The sequence below is a fragment of the Gilliamella sp. B3482 genome, from assembly GCF_026536805.1.
GTDB lineage: Bacteria > Pseudomonadota > Gammaproteobacteria > Enterobacterales > Orbaceae > Gilliamella > Gilliamella apicola_E.
In genome coordinates this window covers 198,569-216,493 of record NZ_JAFNNL010000003.1, presented here as the reverse complement: position 1 = coordinate 216,493, position 17,925 = coordinate 198,569, and the positions used below count along the sequence as shown (strand labels likewise).

Below are 17,925 nucleotides of genomic sequence, written 5' to 3'. Positions count from 1 at the left end.
TTGTTCAGTTAAGTTTTAATTAAAATCGCAATGACATACAACTAACTCCACCATCAATTTTGCGATATTCTGAGGTATCAACTTCGATGACTTGATAGCCAAGCGCTTCAATTTTAGCTTTAGTAATTGGATAACCAGCCGGCATGATGACTCGCTCATTAACCCAGATACAGTTAGCGGCATAACTCTCTTCTTCTGGTATTTCAATAATATTAAGATGTTGAAATTCTGGTTTAGTGATAAATTCACCCGCAGCTAATAAATTATTGTGTTCCAAATAGGCAAGTCCGGTTTTTAGATGTAATACTTTCTCTAAAGTCACCACTGAACCGGATAGTCCGTATTTTTCTAAGATAGCAATCATTTGATTGGCACCTTCTTGATTGGTACGAGCGGATAAACCAATGTAATAGTGATTCTCAACCATCATAATATCGCCCGCTTCAACAGTGCCAGGGGCGGTAATGTGTTCAACATTATTAGGATAAAATCGTTCAATAGTATCAACGATGATTTCTGTTTCTGCACGACGGCTTACCGCGCCAGGGCGAGTAATAATGGCGCAACAGGGCGTACATAACACGGCATCTTCGACAAAAACAGAATCTGGAAATCGTTCATCGGCAGGTAATATTGTGATATCGACATCGCATTGCTGTAATGCTCGAATGTAGTTGTTATGTTGATCAAGCGCTTTTTGATAGTCTGGTTTTCCTAAATTGGCAGAGGTTAATCCGTTGATAAGTGACTTAGCTGGGGTTCTGGCAATAATATGATTAAATTTTTTCACTGTTTAATTCCTGTTATAAATATTCATTATTTTTGAATAATAATTCATAATAATAACTATTTCAAGCATTAAGTTGATATTTTATGCAAATTGAGTATGGCGATATTTGTTGTGGTTTGGGCTAGTTAAAATGAAATTAGAGTAGCGGATAAGATAAGCCTGAATTTGATGGCAAAAATGAGGATATTAATAAATGAGGATGTTGCAGACGAATAGGGCGACATTTCGCCCTAAAAATATGCGTTATTCACCGGCAAAATCGACTAATGTGTAACAGTTAATTCCCATATCAGTTAATTTTGTTTTCCCGTGTAAATCAGGTAAATTAATTACAAATGCCGCATCTTGAGCAATACCACCTGCTTTTTGAATTAATTTTGCGGTAGCGGCAACGGTGCCTCCAGTTGCAAGTAGATCGTCAATAATTAACACTCGTTCGTTAGGTTTGATCGCATCGCAATGCATTTCTAAGGTATCTGTACCGTATTCAAGTTGATACTCTTCTTTAAATACCTTACGCGGTAGTTTATTTGGTTTTCTTACCGGTACAAAACCAACGCCTAATGCTAACGCAAGTGGCGCTGCAAAGATAAAACCTCTAGCTTCGGTGCCAACCACTTTGTCGATTTTTTTATCTTTATAATGCTCAATTAAAAGATCGACAGATGTTTTAAATGCAATAGGGTTTTCAAGTAGACTGGTGATATCACGAAATAAGATACCTTGTTTAGGATAATTTGGTATTGTGATAATGCTATTTTTAATAAGTTCAAGTTTTGATTGAGTCATTTTAAATGTTCTCTAACTATTCTCTTCAAAAGCGACTAATTTTTTATTATATACCTTTGCACTTTAGACTGGCAATAAACAAACAGTTAACGCACCGTAAAATAGAGAGATTGGTTAGTTTAAGTACTAATAGGTGTTTTTTATCAAGGTTTTACTTTTTACAACTTTTTACAATTAAATACATTATTTAGACAATTTATTTGGCGATTGATGAATAATTGAATAAACTTTATATAGGAAGGAAAATACTATGAAATTTATTAAAATATTTGTCATGTTAGGTTTTGTCTTGTCTAGTTTATTTAGCTATGCCACGACAATTCTACCAAGTTCACAAGTTTCACAAATTAACGTCCGTTCAGAATTGTCTTCACCTATTATTATGGCAGGAAGTGAAGAAACCAATTATTTAAAAGTTTCATTAACTGGTGAAAAAGCGAACTCTAATAAACATGTGCCGATCAATTTAGCGCTTGTTATTGATAAATCAGGTTCAATGCAAGGCGATCGCATAGTAAAAGCGAGAGAAGCTGCTATTTTTGCGGTTAATATGCTAAATGAAGAAGATACATTATCTATTGTTACTTATGATTATGATGCGAAAGTTATTGTTCCAGCAACTAAAGTAAAGAATAAAGAACAAATTATTAAACTAATCAATAAAAATTTAGTTGCAGGTGGAGGAACAGCCTTATTTGCAGGATTGAGTAAGGGAATAAAACAAGTTGAAAGCCAACTTACGAAAGATAAAGTTAATCGTATTATTTTGTTATCTGATGGTCAAGCCAATATAGGTCCTAGTTCAGTAGCTGAACTTTCTCAATTAGCTATTATTGCAGCTAAAAAGAATATTGCTATTACCACAATGGGGATCGGTTCTGATTATAATGAAATATTAATGTCATCTATCGCAAGTTATAGTGATGGTAATCATGTATTTGTTAATAATACTTTTGATCTTGAAAAAATGTTTGTTCACGAGTTTACTGACGTGATGTCCACAGTTGCTCAAAATGTTGTGATTACTATCCAATTGAAAGATGGCGTTAAACCAGTGCGTTTACTTGGTCGAGATGGTGTAATTAAAGGTAATCAAGTTACGATTAAAATGAATCAATTGTTTTCAAATCAAGAAAAATATGTACTGTTAGAAGTCATCCCTGAGGAAGGAAAAGTTGGCCAAAGTAAAACGTTAGCTCAAATTGATTTATCATATGACAATTTATTGAGAAATAAAGCTGAACACGAAACTCAATTTGTAAGCGTAGCGTATACCGATGATAAAAAGTTGGTCAAGGATTCAATGATTCAAGAAGTTTTAGCTGAATCAGAGATCCAGAAGGTAACCATTGAGAATGAAAAAGCCTTAGAGTATTACAATCTAGGTAGGTTTCAAGAAGCAGAAGATATTCTTATGGAAAATAGTAAAAAACTTAGCTCAATTTCAAATTCAGTATCCTCAGAAGAGGCAAAAGAAAGATTAAGAGGCCAAATTGAAAAAAATAATATTATGGCTGATGCTGCTAAAGCTGATAAAGACGTTTTCAACAAAATTTCAGCTGAAAAGCAGTTTGAGTCAAAAAGCAATGTAATTAAGAAATAATTATGAAAAGATTAGCAACGATTTTATCTTTAATGATGTTAATAGCGTTTATAAGCTATTTAGGTTGGCGAAGTGTAGAACACGAAGTGTTATTACGAGAAAGCAACCAAATCTTACTCGCCAAAAGCCGTATAAATAATATCAAGTTATCGATTGAATCGTTGCTAAATCAGCGTCTATCTTATTTGAGTAGTTTGTCACTTCAAATTAATGACGACAACGATAAAGCGGAAGATTTATTAGGATCAGAAACTGATATTAAAAATATTTTTATCATCAATAAAAATAAAATTTTATTTGTAAGTGATGTGTATGATTCGCAATGGCATAAGATAGTAGAATCCATCGCTTTAGATAATTCTGTTTTATTCAATCAACAAGATCATACTGAACAGTTTCAACCAAGTTCTGGTTGGTATCAAATGTATAACCACTTAATTTACTGGTCAATTCAATCGGATAATATTATTGGTTTTGAGCTTTCTAACATCAAACTTTCTTTTGATATGATCAATTTATTAGATAAGCAAGCTTTTGATGATAATTTTAAATTATCCGATGGCGATAAGCAGATTTATACCAATGGTGAAAAATCTGATAATGAAATTTTGATATCGCTTGACTATCCTTTACAAAATTGGCATTTAACCTATTATTATTTCTCCCCAAATGTTGTTAATTTGTATTTATTAGGTTCTGTTGTTATTGGTCTTTTCATTACCGTAATACTTGGATTGATTTTCTATAGCTATCGAGAATATACTCGAACATTGCGCTTAGCAAAACAGCAGGTTAGTTTTGTCGGGCAAGTTTCCCATGAATTTAAAACCCCCCTAACCAATATCACACTATATTCTGAAATGTTGTCAGAGTATCTAGAAGATGAGCCTGCGCCCATTCCTGATTATTTGTATGTAATCAGTGCTGAAAGTAAGCGATTAACTAGGCTAGTTCAAAATGTTTTAAGTTTTAATAAACCACTTAGTGTCAATATAAAACCAGTTAATTTAACCGAGCTAATCAACCAGATATATAATACCTTTAGTCCTATTTTAGATGCAAAATCGTTACATCTTAATATCACTAATATTGCAAGTGATTGTATTGTTAATACGGATGAAGACAGTGTAATGCAAATTCTCAATAATTTTCTGAGTAATGCTGAAAAATATGCTTCTAAGGGCAAGCAAGTTGATTTATCTTTAACTAAATCGGGAAAACAGGTGATAATTACGGTTCGAGATTATGGTGAGGGCATTGCTAATCATTTATTAAAACAGATTTTTGATCCTTTTTATCGGGTTAGCTCATCCATAACCGAAGGGGTTTCAGGTACTGGAATAGGGTTGACGATTGCCAATCAGTTAGCTAATCAGATCAATGGTGAAATTAAAGTTATGAATCAGAATCCAGGAATTGCGTTTTCACTTATTTTAATGGAGTTAGAAAATGAAGATTTTAATTGCTGAAGACGATAAGCATATTCTTAATGGTATGTCAGATCTTCTAGAAAAAGAAGGTTATACGATTATCAAAGCAAATGATGGTAAAGTTGCACTTGAAATGTTTAATCAACATCAACCCGATTTTATTATTTTAGATATTATGATGCCTGAACTTGATGGTTATTCTGTTTGTCGTGAAATCCGTAAATTAAATGAAGATGTGCCAATTCTATTTTTATCTGCTAAAGATGAAGAGATCGACCGAGTAATTGGATTAGAGCTCGGTGCTGATGATTATATGAATAAGCCTTTTGGTATTCATGAACTTAGGGCAAGAATCAAGGCAATAGCCAAACGTTACTTAAAATCAAAATACTCAAATTGCTCTAAAGAAGACTATTTTCAATTTGGTGATTTGAATGTCTATTCTTCCGAATTGTATGCAAAAAGAAACGATCAGGTTATCGAATTAACCTTAAGAGAAATTAAGATTTTAGAGTGTTTATATCAGTTTAAAAATCAGGTTGTTACTCGAGATATGCTTTTTGATTATGTTTGGGGATATGATTTTTTACCTAATAGCAGAACGCTCGATCAACATATTTCAAAATTGAGAAAACAAATAGAAATTAATCCATCCACACCAACTTTAATTAAAACTGTTCATGGGATTGGTTATAAACATTAAATTTAATATAAATTTTATGAAGTTCAATTTTATTTTATGCAGGTAAAATCTTAGATGTAGTAACTCAAACCTGATCTGACAGTTACCCGTTTTTTATAGGTGTCTATCAGCTATGCTAGAACAAGTCCTACTCAATTGTATCGGATTATTTGGGCAGACCCGCTCAGGTCTATGATGACAAAGGTGAATTGGTTTGGCAGGTAGAATTTGACATCTATGGCAGAATACGGGAAGATATCTTTAACAATAAGTTATTTATTCCGTTCAGGCAACTGGGGCAGTATGAGGATGTTGAAACGGGGCTTTATTACAATCGGTTCCGATATTATAATTCTGAAACAGGGCAATACATCAGCAAAGACCCCATCGGTCTGCAAGGAAATAACCCGAATTTGTATGCTTATGTGCATGATAGTAATGCTTGGGTGGATCCGTTTGGGTTGTCCCCCATATTTGTAAATCCCAATGATATTAACTTTTCACAAAGGACTGTGTCTGAAGTAAGAGTATTTGATGCGTCTAAATATACGCCGATAAATGTTATTGAAGTTGATGGACAATTGGTATCTTACGATAATAGAAGGTTGCTTTCCGCCCAAAATGCATGTATAGATAAACTTGAAGTTAATGTTGTAAAAGCAGATGATGTTTTTCCCGATTCTACAACAGGAAAAACTTGGGGGCAAAAATTCAAAGAACGATTTAACGATATAAGAAATAAAAAAGCAGGTGGAGTTGTTCCCGACAAAGGACTAAAAGAAAAACCTCGAATTTCTTGTGGATAAAAGATATTTTTATGAATATAAATGATTTAATTGATAATTTTGAGTGTCCATTAATTAATGCTTTATTTTTTCCAAATGGAGAAATGTTAGTTTTAAAAAATAATAATGAATATATAAGAGTATTATGTAAATCAACGATTGAAAGTTTTTTTAAATACAATAATGAAGACTGGGTTTCCTGTTTTGATATACTTAAAAAATTTGAAACAGATAACTTTATTATAAATGTTGGTGAAGGAAGTTTTGGTAATGACGGTTTTGTTCAACTTAATGACAAAACAGGAAAATTACTTTGGTTCTTATTTTTAGATAATAGCAATCCTTTTATAGAAGTGAAATTAGAAAATGATTTCATCGAAGTAAGAAGCACAAAAGGTATTACGATAAAAATTCCAATATATAACCCTGAAAAAATTTACATTGTAAAATAAATTGGCTACCAAAAAACCGCTTCAAAGCGGAATAAAGAAAGGGGGCAAAAATTGAATGTAGGTAAATTTTTATTATGATAATAGATGAATTTTACAATTGGTTTTTAACTTTAATACCTCCTAATAATTGTGAATTAGAAATACAAAAAATAAATTTTGGTGAAAATATATTAGATAGTACTCTAAAAAGAACTATAGTTATAGATATTACAAATGACAATTACATCGGAAAATTTGTTGTTTGGGATGATAATAGTTGTTTTTTTGAATTAATTGAAATTTTATCTGAAAAAAATGTTCTTCATCAACGAAAAGATTTTAATAATTTAGAAGAATTAAAAACTTTATATAAAAATATTGAGAAATATTTTTAATTATGAAAAATACGGCCATAAAAATTTGCTTTAAAATCATGATAAATTTAACAACAGGTGATTTATACTCTTCATACATCAAGGACAATATAAGACGAAGAACTAGATGGGCTTTATTACAATCGGTTTAGGTATTACGACAGTAATACAGGAACTTATATAAGCCAAGACCCTATAAAACTTGAAGGAAACAACCCGAATTTTTATGCGTATGTGCATGATAGTAATGCTTGGGTTGATCCGTTTGGATTGGATTTAAAACCTGAAAATGGATATACTAGAGGGAAACGTCATGGTACAAAGTTATCTAATAAAGATGCTCAAATTTTAGCTAATACAGAGAATTTACCACACGGAAAATGGGGAAATAAAGTTGATTTAAATTATGCGGGAAAATTAGCAGATACATTAGAACCTGGTGGATTTAAGGATTTTCCTGTAAATGCTGATAGTAAGAGTGTGGTATTTCATCCAGGAATAGCTCCTGATGTAGCAACTCCTCATCCGGCGACACATTATAGAGTTAGAAATAATGGAGATGGTACATTTCATGGTTTTCCAATAGATTGCACAGCTGAACCTATAGCCCAAGGGAAAGAAGCTAAATTAAAATCAACCTGTCATTAAAATGATATTATAATGAATTTTAAATTATTAATAAGCCACCCTAATAATCTTTTACCTAGAGATAAAGAAGATATTACTATAAATGAAGCTTTACAAACAATTTATCCATACACAAGAGAATCATCAATTTATATGTATTGGAATGGTTATATTTTAGAACTGTGGTTATGTGCAGAAATTTCAGATATTTTCAAAGATATTTTATTATTAATTAATTCTTTAAAAAATGAGAAACAATTCACAATTAATTGGGGAAGTAATATTTTCTTTGGAACATGGGAGTGTTTGCAATATAAAAACACTATTAAGATAAAATCTGATTGGACTGCATTAAGAGGGGGGAATGAAATACTTAATGAGATAAAGAAAGTTTCAAATGAACTAATTATAGATATAGATGCATTTATCAAAGAATGGTTAAAGTTATTAAATCAGATAAAAGAAGATTTAAAAAAAACGGGTTACAATAAAGAAAATCTAGAAGATTTTTATTTATTAGAAAATTTAGATAGATATTTAAAATAATCTTAAAATCCAACTTATAGAATTGGTTTTTTTCTAAGCATTTAGCTTATCTACTAGTTCGACTTCATACTTAGGGATAAGGATTTTAATAAGGTTTGAAATTTCAAATAGTTCAAGCGAGTAGTGCTAAAGAAGCTTTTACTAAAGCTACTCGATTACATGATATTATTAATGCTGGAAATATTGCAGAAATAGATGCAAAAAGTATAAGAGAAGCAGGTTTTGATGTAATTCATAATCCTACAAAAGGTATAGGTGATGCGCATGCTAGATTAATCCATCCGGATGGAGCCGATGGATTTAGTAATAGTAATTTGAAAAAATTATCAGATAACTTTAAATGTCCTTAACGAAATGAAGAAAATAATAGATAATATCATATTGATAGTAGGTTCTAATAAATTGAACATAGGAAGTATCAATGTTAGCCTACATAGAGAAATTAGTTTTAATAATATTAATAAATTGCATTATAGTGGAAATATTAGTAAAGGAAAAGATATAATACCAGAGTCTTTACAAAATCTTTTAAAAGAAAAAGAAGAATCTATTAATACGGGTTTATTTTCTATTTTAGATGAGCTTGATGAACAAATCAATAGTTTTGATTTATTCCTTGAAAGGAATAATATACGCATTTATGATTTGTATATTGAAAATGACGGTGTAGAATTTACTATACTAAATAAAAACTAAAAGGGAAAAACCAATGTAAAATTTGGTTTTTTGGTTTAACAATCAATTTAGTTTCTCTAACAATTCCGATTCTGAGTTAGGGTGAAGGATTTTAACGAGCCAGAGCAGGTTATAAAAATCTAGGTGAGAATGGCAGAGCGTAAGCCCTTTGCACTGCGTTTCCGCTAAAAGGGCTGTTTGCCCAATATTACAAATAGAGTTAAGCGAAAAACCTAAGTTCTTATCATCAGGACTCAATTTTAGATATAGTAAAATAATTAAAAATTCTTGAGGATTTATATTTCTTTATATTTGAATGATGATTTTTTCTATAAAATTTGTATATCAATCTTCAAAAAATCCGATCAAATATATGGTGCATCGGGTAAGATTCTAAAGGATAAAAATTGGAATTATATTTATGATAAACAGGGAAATCTTATTTTAAAAACTCCGATAAATTTTAAAAATTCTGCCAATAATTTACCAAAAAATTCATCTTTCTTAAGTGAAAATACAAATTCTAAGAACAATTTTTGGATTGAAGAAAATGAATTTGACCGTAAGGCCGAAATACGGCGATATTCAAAATCCGAACTTAAACAATACGATAAAATACGAAAAAAAAGAACCCTTGAAAATTCCGCCCCTCCATAATGGCAGCAAGGTGGCTGGGAATACCAATGGCAGGGCAACCTAATATTAAAGCGTCACTCAATTACTCACGATTTATATAATCAAATTTTCTAATTTATTAAAATCTCTTCTAAAATTTTATAGGTTTTCAGTATTAACTTTAATATTTATTGTTTTACTAGCTTAGGTCTTTAACATTTGGAGAGTACTATGCTTAACTATCTGGATTTTATTATTATTGCTTTAAAGTTATTGGTTGTTTTTATATGTATCGTTTTATTCTTAAAAATAACAGGTAAAACATCACTATCGCAAATGTCGAGCATTGATTTTATAGGGAATATGATATTAGGTGGGATTGCAGGTGGAATTATCTATAATCCTAAATTGACCATATATGATTTTATTGTTGTCTTGTTGATGTGGACAGCAATCATGTATACCTCTAATTATTTAAAAAAACGAAGTCAAAATGCTAAAGCCTTTATTGTTGGTAATCCAATTATATTAATGGATCATGGAAAATTAAAATTAGATGCTTTCACCTCGATTAATTTAGATTTGGCTAGTTTTGCAGTACTACTCAGAATGAAGAATGTTTTCAACATTCATTGTGTTGAAAAAGCTATTTTGGAGCCTAATGGGCAATTATCAATAGTTAAAAAAGGGGATAAGGACATATCCGTCATTGTATTAGAAAACGAACAACCCGTTGATAATGTTTTAGAGCAACTAGGTAAGGATGAAAAATGGTTAAAATCCGCGTTAGCTGATCAAGGTTATAAAAGTTTTGAAGGGCTTTATTGCGTTGAGTATTATGATCATCATCTTTTTGTTATACCAAATGATGCTATACACTAAGGTTGGGACTTTTTCGATTTTATGGTGATTAACCATATAAATTAGTTATATTTATATGGTTAATCATGTTAAACAAAATTAATTAATCTGCATACAGCGGTGATAAGTTTAGTGATTTAGTTATAAAGTTTTTGACTGAGAGGGACTTCAGCTCATTTTGTATCGACAATGCTTGTTCTTTAGAATCACAACGAGTGAAAACACATGCTCCTGTCCCTGTTAGCCTTGTTGGAGCAAATTTGGACAAATACGATATAAGCTGATCGACTTGAGGATAACGTTCACGCACAATAGGTTCACAATCGTTAGTAAACTTATCAAAAGGAATTGACATTAATTGTTCAAAAGTTCGTTTAGGTGTGTCACGCTGTAATTTAGGATCGTTAAATACTTTAACTGTTGAAATTTCAATATTAGGACAACTAACTAAATACCAATATTGAGGAATATCAACTTGTTGAAACTGATCGCCGATACCTTCAGCAAATGCTGAGTGACCATAAATGAAAATAGGCACATCCGCTCCAATTGAACGGCCTATTGTTATTAAAGTTTGTTGCTCAATATTTAAATTCCATAATTGGTTTAAAGCAACAAGAACTGTTGCAGCATTGGAAGACGCACCGCCAAGTCCTCCTCCCATTGGGATCATTTTCTCTATAGCAATATCCACACCAAGTTCACTATTATTTGCATAGGATTTTAACCGCTGAGCTGCAATAGTGATTAGATTTTTATCTTCAGGGACTTGTTCAAATTGAGTTAATAATCTTATTTTACCATCATTGCGAACATTAAAAGTCAGTTTGTCGCAAACATCAATAAACTGGAATAATGTCTGTAAATTGTGATAATTGTCTGGACGACGTCCAGTAATGTATAAAAATAAATTTAATTTAGCTGGCGATAACCAATGTTTCATATTCTGTTCCGTTAGTTTAACGTCCAGTTGCTAATTTTTAAGCGAATAAGTTCATCATCATGTGAAAGTTCAATGATGGCGGGTAAATCAACTTTTTTATTTTTGAAAGTATAAGTTGCATAGCTCAAAATCTTTAATGTCCATTTATTGTTATTTTGCATAAAAGATGTTGATGCAAGCCTACCTGAGTTATCTAATTTATCTGTTTGGTTATCATCAGAAAAGCCTTTTAACCAATTATGTAAAGAGTTAAGAGGAATGTTGATGTTAGAAACTTTTTTCATTAATCTTTCAATATTAACATCATTATAATGTCCACCATTTTTATCCACTAATTCGGCATAGTTTGGTTCCGACTTTAGTGTTAAAATATTGGTTCCTACAGGTGTCGTTAATTTGACCTCATAATGATCTTGTGATTGTTGAATAATAAGGAAACGACCATAGTTTTTCGTTTTTGTTCCAGTATGAGCAATACTACCATTAACCTTAAAAGAATTAATTTGTTCAAGTATCTGTTTATGGCTTTGCCATTGTTGCTCGATTGATGCATTAGATTGGTATTTTGTTGTTTGACATGCAGTAATCATTAATGGCAATATAAAAAGTAACGCAAATTTGATTTTTGTCATAAAATAACTCTTAAGTAGTTATAGTCAAAAGTAGGGCATATTATAGCTGATAATTTTGCGAATAAGAAAAAGTAACTGTAATTAACCTTTATTATTTTTTTAGCTATAATATTTAAATTTAGACGCTTTATAAACTATTATAAAAGAATCAATGCAATGTCTATTACAGTATTGGGTGTAAACCATAAAAGTGCGTCAGTCGCTTTAAGAGAAAAAATTGCTTTTTCTAATGAGATTATTGATAAGGCATTATACAGTCTATATCAGCATCCTTTAATTACTGGGTGCGTCATTTTATCAACTTGTAATCGCACAGAAATTTACTTAAGTTATGAGGATGAGGCAGATTTTTTTCGAGTAAAGCAATCTGTTGAAAATTGGTTAGGACAATTTCATCACGTTGATTTGGATGTTTTTAATAAGTCACTATATTGCTATGAAGGCCAGAAAGCTGTCGAACATCTTATGTCTGTTGCTTGTGGTATTGATTCGTTAATTATTGGTGAGCCTCAAATTCTTGGTCAAGTAAAACAAGCTTATAATTTTGCTCAGCAAAATAATTGTTTGTCAGTTCAACTCGAAAAACTTTTTCAATCTATTTTTCATGTAGCCAAAATTGTTCGAACAGAAACTAATATTGGAGCAAATACCGCTTCGGTAGCTTACGCGGCGTGCTTAGTTGCGCGTGATCTTTTCTCTGATGTGTCTGAGTTAAGTGTAATGCTAGTGGGAGCAGGTGAGACCATTGAGCTTATTTCTCGCTACTTAAAGCCTCATGGATTCAAACATGTTATTGTTGCTAATCGAACAAGAGATAAAGCGCTAAAATTAGCATCTATTATTGATGCTGAGATCATCTCTTTACCCGATATTGCTAATCGACTCAAAGAGGTTGATATTGTCATTAGTTCAACTGCTAGTCCTTTACCTATTATTGGCAAAGGGATGGTTGAACGGACACTACATGAACGAAATAATAATCCAATGTTATTTATCGATTTAGCCGTTCCTCGTGATGTTGAGTCAGAAATTAGTCAACTCGAAAATGTTTATCTTTATACTGTTGATGATCTGCAACAAACCGTTCAGAACAATCTAGAACAACGGATTATTGCCGCCAATGAAGCTGAATATATTATTCATGAGCAAGCTGAGTTGTATATCGATTGGCTAAAAACCAGACATGCTGTTGAATATGTAAAGCAATATCGCCAGAATGCACAAGTTATTAAGCGTGAATTAGAATTAAAAGCTTTAAAAGCAATTAAACAAGGTGCCAATATTGATGATGTATTTTTTGAGTTTTCACATAAATTGACTAATAAATTGATTCATGCACCAACACAAACTTTGCTTGATGCGGCAACACATGATTGTGATGATTGTTTTAAAATATTAAGTAAAGGATTAGGCTTAAAAGAGCTTTAATAGTTGTTGATCTTCATAGGAAGAGATAGATTGGATCAAATTGAATTTTTTGACATACAAAGCCCATGTAGACGAGTATGTGAGACAGATAAGCAAGGTTATTGCATCAAATGCTTTCGTTCCAGGGAGGAAAGATTCAATTGGTTAAAATTTTCAGATGTTCAAAAACAAGAAATTTTGCGATTATGTAAGCAAAGGGCATTAAGACGCCGCTATCAATTATTACAACAACAAAATAATAATCAAATAAATACTGCACAAATCGATTTCACTTTCTAATAAAATATAGCCATTCTTATATATCTTGTATTCAATCTAAACTCGGAGTAGCATTTTTATTCAGGTTAAGTCGATTTATTTTAATTACCTGCAAATTAATTGGAATTTAAAATATGAAAATGTGTATTGCTTGTGGTATGCCAATGACAGCTATTGCTGATTATCCTTTACATGATTTGTCGAAAAACTACTGTAAACATTGCGCTCATTCAGATGGTTCAATGAAAACCTTTGATGAAAAATGGCAAGAAGTTACTCTTAAATATTCAAATAACCATAATGTTGATTATTTAGTGGCAAAAGAGACCGCTTATACTATTTTAAAAAAATTACCTGCTTGGAAACGTAAATGGTAGTAGAAATTTTAGGCAACTAACTGCGTTTATAATAATATCTGTTGCAGATATCACAAAGCTTAGTATAATTGCCAACGTTTACTTATTTACACTTCAGATGCCAGTGTGGCGAAATTGGTAGACGCAGCGGATTCAAAATCCGCCGCCCTTAAAAGCGTGTCGGTTCGAGTCCGACCACTGGCACCAATAATAGATCATATTTCAATTACTCACCCAAATCCTAAAAAATTAATACTAAATAAAGTTATTATTATCATCAAAATTTTTCCAAGTTCTCCGAAGTAAGCCTGTTTAATCATTAATCTGGTAATAGGAGTAAAATATGGCAGAAAAAATAAATGTTAGAAAATTGACAATTTTCATTTCAACACTCTACTGTTCTTTAATATTTTCTTCATCATTATTAGCTTTTCAAAAAGGATCAACCGAAGACTTTCTTGGTCATGAAGTTGGGGTTACATATCATACTGCCGATCAAGCCGTTAGTAGTAAAGAATACTTGCCTATTTATCCTCAAGAAGGTACGCCTGAATTTGAAGCAGATAAGATTGCCTATTTACATGGTTATAATCTTAAAGATACTGATCGCTGGAAACAAGCAACAAAGGATGCTGATTTGCATACGGCAAATGTAGCTGAAATTTTTTCTGAACCTTTAGGTATTACAATATCACCCGAAACAACACCCACTTTATATAAAATGTTTGGTGATTTATTGGTTGATTCTGCTGATAATGCCACTAAAACGGCTAAAGAGTTTTATATGCGAAAACGTCCTTTTGTCTATTTTGGTAATCACTCTTGCCAGCCTGTTGATGAAGAAGAACGATTACGTCAAAATGGTTCATTTCCATCAGGTCATACCGCTTATGGTTGGACATTAGCTTTAGTTCTAGCTCAAATTTCACCTTCACATGCTGAAGCGTTAATCAAACGAGGCTATGAATTTGGTCAAAGCAGAATGATTTGTGGGGCCCATTGGCAGACCGACGTAAATGCCGGTAGAATGGTTGGGGCAGTGGAGTACTCAAAATTACAAACTATCCCACAGTTTCAAGAAGATCTTCGCAAAGCAATTGACGAAGTTAATCATCAATATAGTTTATTAAAAAATTGATAGGCCATTTTGGAAAATTAAAAAGGCAGTATTACTGCCTTTTTAAAATATAAAGATTAATCTAATTAAGATTTCAATGCATCTAAAACAAGTTTAAAAACATTTGAATGGCCTTTACGGCTTGGATAATAGATATAAAATGGCTCATAGGTAATTGAATAGTCGCTTAATAATTCTATAAGTCTTCCAGTTGCTAATTCATTTTTTACATCAGGATAACCAATCCAACAAATACCTAAGCCATCAAGTATCGCCTGTTTTCTTAAATGATTATTGATGGAGAAGTGAGTAGAGGGGGGATATTGAATAATATTACCACTATTAGTAAATTCCCAAATTGTTTCCATTCCATGTTGGCTTGAAACTTTTTTGCCAATTAAAAGATGTTGATCTAAATCACTTATCTGTTTAGGCTCTTTTCTCTGCTTTAGATAATCAGGACTAGCAACTAGGACCATTCGCAAAGGATCTGATATTTTTACAGCAACCATTTCTTTAGCAAGGTCATTCCCAATTCTACAACCCATATCAAAACCATCTTTAACGATATCGACTAGATTATTGTCACATTCAATTTCAATCTTAATTTGTGGATAGCGTAAGGAAAATTGACTTAATTTAGGATATATAAAGTTTTCAATCGCAATATTTGATGCGTTGATCCTAATTGTACCTGATGGCGTATCTAAATAATCGCCAAGTGCGTTAACTTCTTCATTTATCTGTTTAAATAGAGGCGCTAGTTGTTTATAAAGTTGTTCACCAGCTTCAGTTAGTGAAAGACTTCGAGTTGTACGATTAAATAGCCTGAGATTTAATCGAGTTTCTAAATTCCTCATACTATGGCTTAATGCGGAAGAGGAAACTCCCAAAGATTTAGCTGCTCCAATAAAGCTTTTTGCTTCAGCGATAGTAATAAAGTAATTGAGTTCATTATAGTTATGCATAATATATAAAATTAATGAATTTAATTCATGATACTATAAATGAATACCCTGTTTATCTCAATAAAAGTTATCTCTAAAATAATATTATCAAAATTGACTTTTTATCAATTTATTAAATTATTTAAACGATTCTGACATACTGAGGAGTTATTGTATGGATTATATAAAATTAGGTACTTCTGATATTGAGGTCTCCAGGTTTTGCTTAGGATGTATGAGTTTTGGTGATCCTGCCAGTAAAATGCATGACTGGACACTTAATCCCGACCAAAGTGAAGCCATCATTAAACATGCTTTAGATCTAGGTATTAATTTTATTGATACAGCTAATACTTATTCAAGTGGAACTAGCGAGGAATATGTTGGAAGAGCATTGAAACGAAATACCGCTAGAGATAAAGTCGTTTTGGCCACTAAAGTCTATTTTAACGAAGGACACCTCTCTAAAACAGCTATTGAAAGAGAAATTGATGGATCCCTTAAACGATTGGGTACCGATTACGTCGATTTATACATAATTCATCGTTTTGATTACAGTACACCGATTGAAGAAACCATGGCGGCATTACATCATTTGGTCGAGATGGGTAAGGTACGAGCCCTAGGTGCTTCGGCAATGTATGGTTATCAATTTTATAATATGCAGCTGGCAGCTAAGCAAAATGGTTGGACTCAATTTGTTTCAATGCAAAATCACTATAATTTATTATATCGGGAAGATGAAAGAGAGTTAATTCCGATCTGTAAGCAATTCCATGTTTCATTAACTCCTTATAGCCCATTAGCGGCTGGTAGACTTTCCCGATTAGAATGGAAAACCGATACGTTGCGAAGTAAAACTGATAAAGTTGCTATTGCCAAATATGATAGTACGCAACAAATAGATAGAGAAATTGTTGTAAGAGTAAATGATATCGCACAAAAATATGGTGTAACCATGACGCAAGTTGCGCTAGCATGGCAATTTGCTAAAGGCGTTGCATCACCTATCATTGGTGCAACCAAAACGCAATATTTGGATGATGCAGTCGGCGCGTTAAAAGTTTCATTAACTAAAGATGATATTGCTTATCTTGAGGAACTTTATATCCCCCATGTTATTATGGGAGCAATCTAAAAGTATTGTTTTTTAACTGTTTTTTACAGCTCACTAACCCTCGATATTATATTTGAAATATCGAGGGTTAAATAATAAATTGATTTTAAATAATATTTAAATGACTTTTTTTATCAATTTAATCAAAAGTATTCCAAATTTCGTAAATAAAAATGCGTCGTCACTTTATTTGGACCTAAACAATATTCTTTAGTCCAATCGCCGTGCTTATTATAATCACCATAAGAACACTCTTCCTTCATCTCAGCTATTCTTTGATTGTTTTCATCGAGTACAATTTTGCCAAATTCAATTTTGTAGTCGTATTGAATTCTTTTACTCAATTGTTTTTTATCATTATAAAAATATTTATATTCTCTTAAAACAACGATGAAACTGTCAGTTTCATCGTATTTTTGAAAAATTTCTACAACCCTTTTAGAGACTAAATCGTTTTCATAATCAACTTGACTAATGAAATCCAAGTCATAGGTTGAATCTTCAATTTTTATTATTCGCCCATTAGAATCATAACCTACCAATAATTTATTATTTTTTTTTGCATCCTGATAAGAAAGAATATTTTTTTCTTGATCAAACTTGATATCAAGATTCAGGTTCTTATTTTCAGATTCATAAGTATATTTCCCATTTTTATAATCAATAACAAATTTATAATAATCTAAAGTCATTGATTCAATGAGTCCATCGGTATTTGCCGTTAAAGTTACAGGATTATCCCCTTTTATTGACTGTTCTTTAATTGGAATGGAATAGGGGGCTAAATCTATACCGGCATGAATTAAATAACTATTTTCAACGGCTATATTGGGTGTATGATTATCTTTACATCCAAATAGCGCTAAACTTATAAGAAGAATTATTTTGATTTTCATTATTATACTCCTATTTATTTACT

At 31.7% G+C, this 17,925-nt stretch carries 22 protein-coding genes and 1 tRNA gene; 17 read left to right on the top strand and 6 right to left on the bottom strand.

Translation table 11 applies throughout. The features are described from left to right. Window positions 1-19: 19 nt before the first annotated feature. Window positions 20-790: a dimethylargininase gene (ddaH, locus tag J3U18_RS06445; protein WP_065563439.1), complete on the bottom strand. Its 771-nt coding sequence runs from the start codon at window positions 788-790 to the stop codon at window positions 20-22. Window positions 791-1,033: 243 nt separating this feature from the next. Then, complete coding sequence (apt, locus tag J3U18_RS06440) at window positions 1,034-1,579, bottom strand: adenine phosphoribosyltransferase (RefSeq protein WP_267331968.1); 546 nt, start codon at window positions 1,577-1,579, stop codon at window positions 1,034-1,036. A 250-nt stretch (window positions 1,580-1,829) separates the two neighbouring features. Between apt and J3U18_RS06435 the strand changes: the two genes are divergently transcribed. The 11 genes from J3U18_RS06435 to J3U18_RS06385 all read left to right on the top strand — a co-directional run bounded on the left by J3U18_RS06435 (window position 1,830) and on the right by J3U18_RS06385 (window position 10,229). After that, window positions 1,830-3,182 (top strand): vWA domain-containing protein, encoded by a 1,353-nt coding sequence (locus J3U18_RS06435; protein WP_267342700.1) that lies wholly within the window; start codon window positions 1,830-1,832, stop codon window positions 3,180-3,182. Window positions 3,183-3,184: 2 nt separating this feature from the next. Continuing rightward, window positions 3,185-4,651 carry a sensor histidine kinase gene (locus J3U18_RS06430; RefSeq protein ID WP_267353282.1) on the top strand — a complete coding sequence of 489 codons (1,467 nt, stop codon included), beginning with the start codon at window positions 3,185-3,187 and terminating at the stop codon, window positions 4,649-4,651. After that, entirely contained in the window at window positions 4,632-5,315 is a 684-nt protein-coding gene (locus J3U18_RS06425; protein WP_065563435.1) for a response regulator transcription factor, read from the top strand. The genes J3U18_RS06430 and J3U18_RS06425 overlap by 20 nt, the downstream gene beginning before the upstream one ends. A 149-nt stretch (window positions 5,316-5,464) precedes the next feature. Further along, entirely contained in the window at window positions 5,465-6,100 is a 636-nt protein-coding gene (locus J3U18_RS06420) for an RHS repeat-associated core domain-containing protein (protein WP_324169790.1), read from the top strand. A gap of 11 nt (window positions 6,101-6,111) precedes the next feature. Then, window positions 6,112-6,531 carry a hypothetical protein gene (locus J3U18_RS06415; protein WP_220226070.1) on the top strand — a complete coding sequence of 140 codons (420 nt, stop codon included), beginning with the start codon at window positions 6,112-6,114 and terminating at the stop codon, window positions 6,529-6,531. A 74-nt stretch (window positions 6,532-6,605) separates the two neighbouring features. After that, on the top strand, window positions 6,606-6,905 hold the full coding sequence (locus J3U18_RS06410; RefSeq protein ID WP_220226069.1) for a hypothetical protein: 300 nt from the start codon (window positions 6,606-6,608) through the stop codon (window positions 6,903-6,905). A gap of 213 nt (window positions 6,906-7,118) precedes the next feature. After that, complete coding sequence (locus J3U18_RS06405; RefSeq protein ID WP_255561391.1) at window positions 7,119-7,532, top strand: hypothetical protein; 414 nt, start codon at window positions 7,119-7,121, stop codon at window positions 7,530-7,532. Between the two features lie 12 nt (window positions 7,533-7,544). Next, the gene (locus J3U18_RS06400; RefSeq protein WP_220226068.1) at window positions 7,545-8,057 is read left to right on the top strand and encodes a hypothetical protein; all 513 of its coding nucleotides are present in this window, start codon (window positions 7,545-7,547) and stop codon (window positions 8,055-8,057) included. A gap of 95 nt (window positions 8,058-8,152) precedes the next feature. Then, on the top strand, window positions 8,153-8,407 hold the full coding sequence (locus J3U18_RS06395; RefSeq protein ID WP_220226067.1) for a hypothetical protein: 255 nt from the start codon (window positions 8,153-8,155) through the stop codon (window positions 8,405-8,407). Window positions 8,408-8,411: 4 nt separating this feature from the next. Continuing rightward, window positions 8,412-8,753 (top strand): hypothetical protein, encoded by a 342-nt coding sequence (locus J3U18_RS06390; protein WP_187755189.1) that lies wholly within the window; start codon window positions 8,412-8,414, stop codon window positions 8,751-8,753. Window positions 8,754-9,578: 825 nt separating this feature from the next. Continuing rightward, window positions 9,579-10,229 carry a DUF421 domain-containing protein gene (locus tag J3U18_RS06385; protein ID WP_081299555.1) on the top strand — a complete coding sequence of 217 codons (651 nt, stop codon included), beginning with the start codon at window positions 9,579-9,581 and terminating at the stop codon, window positions 10,227-10,229. An 82-nt stretch (window positions 10,230-10,311) separates the two neighbouring features. On the opposite strand, the gene ispE is transcribed toward J3U18_RS06385, so the two are convergent. Then, window positions 10,312-11,151: a 4-(cytidine 5'-diphospho)-2-C-methyl-D-erythritol kinase gene (gene ispE / locus J3U18_RS06380; RefSeq protein ID WP_267353281.1), complete on the bottom strand. Its 840-nt coding sequence runs from the start codon at window positions 11,149-11,151 to the stop codon at window positions 10,312-10,314. An 11-nt stretch (window positions 11,152-11,162) separates the two neighbouring features. Then, complete coding sequence (gene lolB / locus J3U18_RS06375; protein ID WP_267331961.1) at window positions 11,163-11,783, bottom strand: lipoprotein insertase outer membrane protein LolB; 621 nt, start codon at window positions 11,781-11,783, stop codon at window positions 11,163-11,165. 156 nt (window positions 11,784-11,939) lie between these two features. Between lolB and hemA the strand changes: the two genes are divergently transcribed. The 5 genes from hemA (at window position 11,940) to J3U18_RS06355 (ending at window position 14,963) form a co-directional block, all read left to right on the top strand. After that, window positions 11,940-13,211, top strand: a complete 1,272-nt coding sequence (gene hemA / locus J3U18_RS06370; RefSeq protein ID WP_267353280.1) for a glutamyl-tRNA reductase — start codon at window positions 11,940-11,942, stop codon at window positions 13,209-13,211. Window positions 13,212-13,241: 30 nt separating this feature from the next. Next, the gene (locus J3U18_RS11910) at window positions 13,242-13,490 is read left to right on the top strand and encodes a DUF1289 domain-containing protein (RefSeq protein ID WP_065563430.1); all 249 of its coding nucleotides are present in this window, start codon (window positions 13,242-13,244) and stop codon (window positions 13,488-13,490) included. A 113-nt stretch (window positions 13,491-13,603) separates the two neighbouring features. Further along, window positions 13,604-13,846 (top strand): zinc ribbon domain-containing protein, encoded by a 243-nt coding sequence (locus tag J3U18_RS06365; RefSeq protein ID WP_065563429.1) that lies wholly within the window; start codon window positions 13,604-13,606, stop codon window positions 13,844-13,846. 99 nt (window positions 13,847-13,945) lie between these two features. Then, window positions 13,946-14,032: transfer RNA gene (locus J3U18_RS06360), tRNA-Leu, on the top strand. Window positions 14,033-14,168: 136 nt separating this feature from the next. Further along, the gene (locus J3U18_RS06355) at window positions 14,169-14,963 is read left to right on the top strand and encodes an acid phosphatase (protein ID WP_081303342.1); all 795 of its coding nucleotides are present in this window, start codon (window positions 14,169-14,171) and stop codon (window positions 14,961-14,963) included. 65 nt (window positions 14,964-15,028) lie between these two features. On the opposite strand, the gene J3U18_RS06350 is transcribed toward J3U18_RS06355, so the two are convergent. Further along, window positions 15,029-15,910, bottom strand: coding sequence for a LysR family transcriptional regulator (locus J3U18_RS06350; protein ID WP_267353279.1), 882 nt, complete (start codon window positions 15,908-15,910; stop codon window positions 15,029-15,031). Window positions 15,911-16,064: 154 nt separating this feature from the next. Here J3U18_RS06350 and J3U18_RS06345 point away from each other — a divergent pair, with 154 nt between their 5' ends. Then, window positions 16,065-17,027: an aldo/keto reductase gene (locus J3U18_RS06345; protein WP_267353278.1), complete on the top strand. Its 963-nt coding sequence runs from the start codon at window positions 16,065-16,067 to the stop codon at window positions 17,025-17,027. 122 nt (window positions 17,028-17,149) lie between these two features. Here the strand turns inward: J3U18_RS06345 and J3U18_RS06340 are convergent, their stop codons facing one another. Beyond that, window positions 17,150-17,902, bottom strand: coding sequence for a hypothetical protein (locus tag J3U18_RS06340; protein WP_267353277.1), 753 nt, complete (start codon window positions 17,900-17,902; stop codon window positions 17,150-17,152). Window positions 17,903-17,925: the final 23 nt, after the last annotated feature.

Bases quoted from the DNA above. Each gene is read 5' to 3' on its own strand.
- apt (WP_267331968.1), bottom strand. From the start codon at position 1,579: ATGACTCAATCAAAACTTGAACTTATTAAAAATAGCATTATCACAATA.
- J3U18_RS06435 (WP_267342700.1), top strand. From the start codon at position 1,830: ATGAAATTTATTAAAATATTTGTCATGTTAGGTTTTGTCTTGTCTAGT.
- J3U18_RS06430 (WP_267353282.1), top strand. From the start codon at position 3,185: ATGAAAAGATTAGCAACGATTTTATCTTTAATGATGTTAATAGCGTTT.
- J3U18_RS06425 (WP_065563435.1), top strand. From the start codon at position 4,632: ATGAAGATTTTAATTGCTGAAGACGATAAGCATATTCTTAATGGTATG.
- J3U18_RS06415 (WP_220226070.1), top strand. From the start codon at position 6,112: ATGAATATAAATGATTTAATTGATAATTTTGAGTGTCCATTAATTAAT.
- J3U18_RS06410 (WP_220226069.1), top strand. From the start codon at position 6,606: ATGATAATAGATGAATTTTACAATTGGTTTTTAACTTTAATACCTCCT.
- J3U18_RS06400 (WP_220226068.1), top strand. From the start codon at position 7,545: ATGAATTTTAAATTATTAATAAGCCACCCTAATAATCTTTTACCTAGA.
- J3U18_RS06390 (WP_187755189.1), top strand. From the start codon at position 8,412: ATGAAGAAAATAATAGATAATATCATATTGATAGTAGGTTCTAATAAA.
- J3U18_RS06385 (WP_081299555.1), top strand. From the start codon at position 9,579: ATGCTTAACTATCTGGATTTTATTATTATTGCTTTAAAGTTATTGGTT.
- ispE (WP_267353281.1), bottom strand. From the start codon at position 11,151: ATGAAACATTGGTTATCGCCAGCTAAATTAAATTTATTTTTATACATT.
- lolB (WP_267331961.1), bottom strand. From the start codon at position 11,783: ATGACAAAAATCAAATTTGCGTTACTTTTTATATTGCCATTAATGATT.
- hemA (WP_267353280.1), top strand. From the start codon at position 11,940: ATGTCTATTACAGTATTGGGTGTAAACCATAAAAGTGCGTCAGTCGCT.
- J3U18_RS06365 (WP_065563429.1), top strand. From the start codon at position 13,604: ATGAAAATGTGTATTGCTTGTGGTATGCCAATGACAGCTATTGCTGAT.
- J3U18_RS06355 (WP_081303342.1), top strand. From the start codon at position 14,169: ATGGCAGAAAAAATAAATGTTAGAAAATTGACAATTTTCATTTCAACA.
- J3U18_RS06350 (WP_267353279.1), bottom strand. From the start codon at position 15,910: ATGCATAACTATAATGAACTCAATTACTTTATTACTATCGCTGAAGCA.
- J3U18_RS06345 (WP_267353278.1), top strand. From the start codon at position 16,065: ATGGATTATATAAAATTAGGTACTTCTGATATTGAGGTCTCCAGGTTT.
- J3U18_RS06340 (WP_267353277.1), bottom strand. From the start codon at position 17,902: ATGAAAATCAAAATAATTCTTCTTATAAGTTTAGCGCTATTTGGATGT.